General features: G+C 34.2%; 9 protein-coding genes. 1 reads left to right on the top strand and 8 read right to left on the bottom strand.

Features of this window, described 5'->3' with window-relative positions; genetic code table 11:
* Positions 1-161: SsrA-binding protein (locus H8718_RS19515; protein ID WP_249334654.1), on the bottom strand; the 161-nt coding region annotated here is incomplete at its 3' end.
* Positions 162-456: 295 nt separating this feature from the next.
* Here H8718_RS19515 and H8718_RS19510 point away from each other — a divergent pair.
* Positions 457-1,062, top strand: coding sequence for a histidine phosphatase family protein (locus tag H8718_RS19510; protein ID WP_249334705.1), 606 nt, complete (start codon positions 457-459; stop codon positions 1,060-1,062).
* A 78-nt stretch (positions 1,063-1,140) separates the two neighbouring features.
* Here the strand turns inward: H8718_RS19510 and recQ are convergent, their stop codons facing one another.
* The 7 genes from recQ to H8718_RS19475 all read right to left on the bottom strand — a co-directional run.
* Entirely contained in the window at positions 1,141-3,216 is a 2,076-nt protein-coding gene (recQ, locus tag H8718_RS19505; protein ID WP_330597786.1) for a DNA helicase RecQ, read from the bottom strand.
* 143 nt (positions 3,217-3,359) lie between these two features.
* The gene (locus H8718_RS19500; protein ID WP_249334702.1) at positions 3,360-3,761 is read right to left on the bottom strand and encodes a type II toxin-antitoxin system HicB family antitoxin; all 402 of its coding nucleotides are present in this window, start codon (positions 3,759-3,761) and stop codon (positions 3,360-3,362) included.
* A gap of 54 nt (positions 3,762-3,815) precedes the next feature.
* On the bottom strand, positions 3,816-3,998 hold the full coding sequence (locus H8718_RS19495) for a type II toxin-antitoxin system HicA family toxin (RefSeq protein ID WP_249334700.1): 183 nt from the start codon (positions 3,996-3,998) through the stop codon (positions 3,816-3,818).
* Positions 3,999-4,114: 116 nt separating this feature from the next.
* Positions 4,115-4,336 carry a hypothetical protein gene (locus H8718_RS19490; RefSeq protein WP_249334698.1) on the bottom strand — a complete coding sequence of 74 codons (222 nt, stop codon included), beginning with the start codon at positions 4,334-4,336 and terminating at the stop codon, positions 4,115-4,117.
* Positions 4,337-4,852: 516 nt separating this feature from the next.
* A complete protein-coding gene (locus H8718_RS19485) occupies positions 4,853-5,614 on the bottom strand; it encodes a peptidoglycan recognition protein family protein (protein WP_249334696.1) in 762 nt (253 codons plus the stop codon).
* 1 nt (position 5,615) lies between these two features.
* Positions 5,616-5,864 carry a hypothetical protein gene (locus H8718_RS19480; protein WP_249334694.1) on the bottom strand — a complete coding sequence of 83 codons (249 nt, stop codon included), beginning with the start codon at positions 5,862-5,864 and terminating at the stop codon, positions 5,616-5,618.
* A gap of 90 nt (positions 5,865-5,954) precedes the next feature.
* A partial coding sequence (locus H8718_RS19475; RefSeq protein WP_249334693.1) for a CD1375 family protein occupies positions 5,955-6,245 on the bottom strand: 291 nt, incomplete at its 5' end.

The raw sequence follows: 6,245 nt of genomic DNA, 5'->3' as shown, positions 1-6,245 counted from the left end.
CGAATAAAACTTTCCTTAACGGAACCACTGCCTTGGCGGATGGATTTTACTTCTGTTCCAACAAGTACAATGCCTGCTTCAAACGTTTCTTCTATAAAATAATCGTGATAAGCTTTTTTGTTTTGTGCAACAAGCTTATAGGCATTTGGATTTTTCGCCATGACCTTTCCTCTCTTTCTCATTAGTGCATAAGTTATTATATCATATCTACGTTAAGTTTCAACTCTTTCTTATCATTACCAATCTTATGTCTCTTTAATAGTCATTTAATCTGAAATAAACTCTCACTACAAAGTTATATAGACCTTTATTCACAACTTTATACTCTATTTTATTCCATTTTCTCTAACTTCTTTAGTGTAGTATTAATGCTTTATGTATTACTTTTTAATAAATTGAAAATTTCAAACAAAAACATTATAATAAATTCTACTACAAATCGAAGGGGTTGAACATATGAGATTATTGATTATTAGACATGGGGAATCACAGGCAGATCTTCTGAATGTACACGAAGGTAGAGCAGACTTTGAGCTAACTGATAGAGGCCATCAACAAGCACAGGCTATGAGTAAATGGGTGAAAGAAAATTACAATATATCAAAGATATACTGCAGTCCTTTAAAAAGAGCCTATCAAACAGCACAGCATTTATCAGATGAAACTGGTATTAGTTTGTACATAGAAGACCTGCTCGCAGAATTTAATAATGGTTTAATTGCAGGATTATCCAGGGAAGAAGCAGCAGAAAAATACCCTTATCAACCTCATTTAGCACTTCATGAATCCGTATATGAACAAGAATCTCAATTGCAGTTTAGATATCGGGCAGAGCATGTCTTATCTAAAATTCTCTCAGAAAACAAAGAGGGTACAATTGTAGTAATAACCCACGGAGGAATGATTTATCAATTATATCGTGCCTTTTTAGGCCTACCAATAAATACCGAAGTATTTGTGTCAACTGGGGACACTGGTATTCATGAGTGGATCATTGCTGATGGTAAAAAAATAATCCGAGCTTCGAACAAAACAGATCATCTTGCTAATAAAAATTTATAATTAATGTTTCATTAACACAAGTGTAAATACTCTAAAACCCTCCAACCTAGTTTCCTAAGTTAGAGGGTTTTGTTTATGCTATATATTCGTAGAACCTTCTTTTTTATACTTTTCAATCACGAGTTTAATAGCTGTATAAGTCACCTCTTCAGGCAAAAGCTCTTTAATCGGTTTTAAAAGTGTAATGCCTACTTGCTGGATAGCTTCTTGAATAAGTCTTTCTTGCTCTTTTGTCATAAACGGTTCAAAATCAATCGTTAAATCTCTCGCCACACAGCTTACAAGATGGTTTTCTACCGTAAAGCGTGTCAGCCCCCTCATTTGAGCAATCTCTTCTATACTATACCCTTCCTGATAGAGTTCATAAGTTACAAGCACTGTATCTTTTTTATCCACGTGTTTATCTTTATTTTGTACGGATACTTTATTCGGCCCTAATATCTTCTCTTCCTTAGGTACTGTCACTTCTACCATTTTAACTTCTGGCTTTTCAATGTCATGGGCTACTACATACTGGCGAATGACTTCCTCAAAGCGCACACCGTACTTATCATACTTAATCTTACCTACACCTGATATAGCTAACATCTCTACTTCTGAAGTGGGATAATACATACCCATTTCATTTAAAGTAGCATCTGAGAAAATCATAAATGGTGGTACGTGCTGTATGGCAGCAATCTCTCTTCTCACTTCTTTCAGTTCCCCTACAAGCTCATGGTCTATTGGAAGGACTTCCTTCATAAGCTTGGTATCTTCCGTAGCTTTAGACATATTAATACGCATATTAACAGTCTTATGACCTTTCAGCACTTCATAAGCTGAAGGATTTAATCTTAATACTGGGAATTTGTCCCCATCTAAATCAATATATTTCTCTGCTATAAGAAAGGAGATCATCTCTTTAATCGTATCTTTATGGTAATCCTTCATGAGTCCATAAGTAGAAAGGGTATTAAAACCAAACTGCTTCACCTTCTGTGTATTGGCCCCTTTAAGTACTTCCACTACCATTACCATACCAAAGCGCTCCTGCATACGTTTAATACAAGATAAAATCTTCTGCGCTTCTATGGTAATATCCCTTTGCTCTACTTCACTGTTACAATTACCGCAGTGGTCGCAAAGTTTATCTGGATGCTCTCCAAAGTATCTCAGAATATAATTTCTAAGACAGCCTTCTGTATTGCAGTAATCTACCATTTGATTCAATTTTTCGTACTCACCTGATAGGTCTACTGTGTTGCTAGCATTTTCAATAAGTAAACGATTCGTCATAATATCCGCCGCAGAATATAAGAGTATACAGTTAGAAGCTACACCATCACGGCCTGCACGACCTGCTTCTTGATAATACCCTTCCATATTCTTAGGCATATTATAATGAAGGACAAAGCGAATATTAGATTTATCAATCCCCATCCCAAAAGCATTGGTTGCAATCATAATGGTCCTTCTATCATAAAGGAAGTCATCTTGGTACATGGCTCTTTCATGCTCACTCAGCCCTGCATGATACTTAGCTGCGTCTATCCCTTTAGCACGTAACTTATCTACTAAAGCATCTACCGTCTTTCTTGTAGCGCAGTAAATAATACCGCTTTCCTCTTTATGTGCATGTAAGTAACGAAGTACCCAGTCAAATTTATGCTTTGGCTTTTCTACTTCGAAATATAAGTTGGGCCTATCAAAACCTGTAGTAATCGTATATGGACTGTAAAGCCCGATAAGCTTCTCAATATCTTCCTTAACGCGCGGCGTGGCTGTAGCTGTAAAGGCACATACAACAGGTCTTGTCGGTAAACGCTTAATAAAGTCATCAATAAACGTATAGCTTGGTCTAAAGTCATGTCCCCACTGACTCACACAGTGTGCCTCATCTACAGCTACCATAGCTACATCTATCTGGTTGCAGAGCTCTATAAAATCATAAGAACTAAGACGCTCTGGAGCTACATAAATAAGCTTATAGCTTCCATCCATAGCTCTTTGAATAACATTTCTATACTCCATGGTACTAAGTGTACTATTAATCAGGCAAGCTGGTATACCTATTTCATTCAGTGCATCTACCTGGTCTTTCATAAGTGAAATGAGTGGAGAAATGACAAGGGTTATCCCCTGCATCACCATAGCGGGTACCTGATAACAAATACATTACACTTTGATACATCTCTTAATTGATTTCAAAATCATCTTTTAGGTTAAATAAAAAATAAAGGGTGAGTCAAGTCTCACCCTTTAAAATGCTATAATCACCTTTAACTTACACCACATTATAACATTTTATGATATTTTTACTGATTAAGATGCAGTTGTTCTTTAAGAGCATTTTGTAATACTGCCGAAAAGTTAATTCCTTCTTTTTCTGCCAATGTGTTCATCCACATAGGAATTGTTAAGGTCTTTTTAACTGCTTTATTACCATGCAATCTTTCATACTCTGTTAAATCTACAGCAATAAGTGATACAAATGCATCTTCTTCATCAATTAATACATCCTTAATATTAGATGGTTTAGGAATTTGTTCATTCTCTTGAATACTATCCATTAACCATCCACTAGCTAAATCTATTGCCATTTCTATAGCTTGTTCTAAGCTATCCCCAAATGTTGCTGCTTCATTTAAATCGGGAAACACTACTGAATATTGACCATTTTCTTCTGGATAAAAACACGCTGGATATACTAATTTCATACTATCAGTTCTCCTTCTAAAATATTATTATATAAAATACTTATCAAGAGGGCTTTATTCAAGCCCTGCCTGTTTCAGTATTGATTTTATTACTCTTAATGGTACATCTCCTGTATGCTTAGGGATTGTAACCTTACCTGTTTTTATTGGGTGTCTGTAGTGGTGATGTGAACCTACTACATTATGTAATTCCCATCCATCTTGTTTTATGATTTTTTCTATCTCCCTAAACCTCATTTTTTCACCTCTCTTTCTATATTTATATTATAATACGTATCATACGTATAGTCAATTATTTTTCTACTTTATACAAAAAAATAAAGCTAGAACCTACGTCCTAGCCAAAATTAGTATTATAAAGTTATATCTTCCTTTTCATCATATTCTTCAGTGTAATTCCACCCATATTTAAAAATACAATTCCCTATAAGTACTGCAAAAACTACTACCAATAAAATTAATATTATTACTGGACTATTAATTAATGCAACAAATCCACCTATCATACCAGCTTCAACCAGCAGGCCTAAGGCAATTAATAATGCTCCTAATAGCCATAAAAATATTCTTTTCATGTTAATCCTCCCTATAAACCTTTATTTTATACTATATTATAATATTTTATATTTTAATTCAACTTCTCCTACACTCTTCAAAATAAGAGCTAGAACCGAAGTCCTAGCCTTTACTGAAATAACTTTTTCCTATTAAATGTTCCAAATTTAAAATAAAACAAAATAAATTGTATATCCAATTATTAAAATGAGACTTAATGCTCCAAAAAATCTTTCACTTCTTTTTGTATCTTTAAATATGGTGAAAGCAACTAATACCAAAATAATACAAATCAGAAACATGATTAACCATATAAGATTCTTAATGTTATCAGGTATGCCTAACTCCTCCGAAATAATTGTAAATATAAATGGTATAAAACACATAATCCTACAACAAATACTATAGATTTTTTCTTGTCTGATTATATCAATCTCCTCCTTCTAAATTTATCCATAAAATATTTTTCTAAATATTATCATATTCCCCCAATAAAATCAGTATTTTGAGTAAAAAAATAAAGGGTAAGCCGAATCTTACCCCAAATAACCACTCACCTTAACTATTAAATCTTTTACATTCTGTTCTGTATACTTTTTATTCTGCCATATGTTAGGACTGCTGATAATCTTAGCCTCTACCATCTTAGCTATTACAGTATCATAAGTGCTTACATCAAATAGCCTAATACCTATCTTACTAATAAGTGCTGGCACATTCTTAAGGTTAATACTTGTCCATGCTGCAGGACTACCGATAATACCTTCTAAAACTAAGTTCTGCACCGCTTTTTCGTATTCCTTATCCATTTGTATCCCTTGTATAGATTTTTTAAAATCTGTCCATATTTTAGGCTCCCTAAGCATCTTTGCAGGGCATTGTTTGCCACAGCTATCATAATGCCTAATAACCCTATCTACTGGAATATTGAGCTCTTTCATTAGCTTTTTAGTAAGCTCTACAGCGTTGGCTACAGCCTTACTATAATCTCCATCTTGATTGACACATATCTCTATACCTATAGAGTTGCTGTTATTACATTGTGGTACTTCTGGATTAGAAACATACTTCTTGCCATTATGCCAAGACTGTACACTATGCTCTACTAATTGGATAACCTGTTTATCGTCTACTACATAGTGTGCACTAGCTCCCCTGTCTCCACCATTAAAATACTTATAATGGCGTTCTGCATCGGCACCTATATCTGTATTATCTGTTTCATGAATAACGATATAGACTGGTTTATTGATACCACTATGATTGTATTTAATAAGCTTCTTTGTTATCCGGACCATCTTAGGCACCTACCTTATCTTGAATTTTATCGACTTTATTTTCAATAGACTCCAATTTTCCTGTGTATGTGCTGATAATCCCTGCAAACTTTTCATTTGCTGCAGTAGCTTTCCCAAGTTCTGCATATAATCTTTCTTTATCTTGTAATTGAGCCTGATACATCTTCCAAATAAAAAAGCCACATGCGCCCACCATAACAATAGGAAATCCTAAGCTATTAATTAATGTTTCTAACATATTTACATCCATTTTCTTATCCTCCTTAATATAAAAAGGCATAAAAAATACAGCCTATTAAGCTGCTCTTCTATGCCCTATTCAATTTAGCAAATCAGTCTTTTATTCTGCTGGTACTTCTTCTGGGTTTACACTAAATCCTGGGTCAATTTCTTCTTGTGGTAAATACTCTGGATCAGTAATTAAGTCTTGTCTACCTTCTTCAATAAGCTTTTCAGCAACTTCTTGTTTCATTGGTTCAGGAACACTTTCAAAAGTCCTAGCACCTTTGATAATTAATCTCACGTATGAGTTTGAAATAGAACGACCCATTTCAATGTTTCTAGCTGAAAATTTAGCTTGCTGTGTAGATGTTGAACTCATAAGCACCATCTCATATAGATCTACAATACT

This window comes from Zhenhengia yiwuensis (assembly GCF_014384995.1).
GTDB lineage: Bacteria > Bacillota > Clostridia > Lachnospirales > Cellulosilyticaceae > Zhenhengia > Zhenhengia yiwuensis.
The sequence above is the reverse complement of the archived record's forward strand: the minus strand, read 5'-3'. Positions and strand labels throughout refer to the sequence as shown.